Origin of the sequence: Anaerotignum faecicola, assembly GCA_024460105.1 — a bacterium.
Lineage (GTDB): Bacteria > Bacillota > Clostridia > Lachnospirales > Anaerotignaceae > JANFXS01.
In genome coordinates this window covers 1-598 of sequence record JANFXS010000061.1, presented here as the reverse complement: position 1 = coordinate 598, position 598 = coordinate 1, and the positions used below count along the sequence as shown (strand labels likewise).

The 598-nt window shown below is 45.3% G+C and carries 2 protein-coding genes; both read left to right on the top strand.

The features are described 5' to 3' along the window. A partial coding sequence (locus tag NE664_12735) for a phage antirepressor KilAC domain-containing protein (GenBank protein ID MCQ4727502.1) occupies positions 1-384 on the top strand: 384 nt, incomplete at its 5' end. After that, the gene (locus NE664_12730) at positions 377-574 is read left to right on the top strand and encodes a hypothetical protein (protein ID MCQ4727501.1); all 198 of its coding nucleotides are present in this window, start codon (positions 377-379) and stop codon (positions 572-574) included. The genes NE664_12735 and NE664_12730, both read left to right, overlap by 8 nt. The last annotated feature ends 24 nt before the right edge of the window (positions 575-598 follow it).

The window sequence follows — 598 nt, the reverse complement described above, 5'->3', positions numbered from 1 at the left end:
AAGATGGCAGATCAGACAATCAACCGGCTACAGAGCGATATCACCCGAATGAGGCCGAAAGAAATATTTGCCGATGCTGTTACGGCGAGTCATACATCAATCCTCGTGGGAGATATGGCAAAGCTTTTAAAGCAGAACGGTGTAGATATGGGCGCCCAACGGCTTTTTACATGGCTCCGCGATAACGGATATCTGATCAGGCGTAAAGGCGCAGACTGGAACATGCCAACGCAGCGGTCTATGGAGATGGGGCTGTTTGAAATCAAAGAAAGTACTCATCTGGACGGAAACGGCTGTAATGTAACGACCAGGACGCCAAAAGTTACCGGAAAAGGTCAGCAGTATTTTATCAATAAATTTTTGGGAGGTGAACAGAGTGCATAAAATCATACTCAATATAATTTACCGGCTTGAAACTCTACGGAATCAGGCACCGGCGTGCGAGAAATCGGCGTACACGAAAGCTATTGCGGAAGTAATGGATATATATGACATAGCCTGCTTTAGCAAGGCAGAAAAGAAGGATAAGAAAAAGAGCCCGGCAGGTGCGAACTGCCATGGCTCAGGTAAATAGAAAACAAATTTTCATCCTCATTAT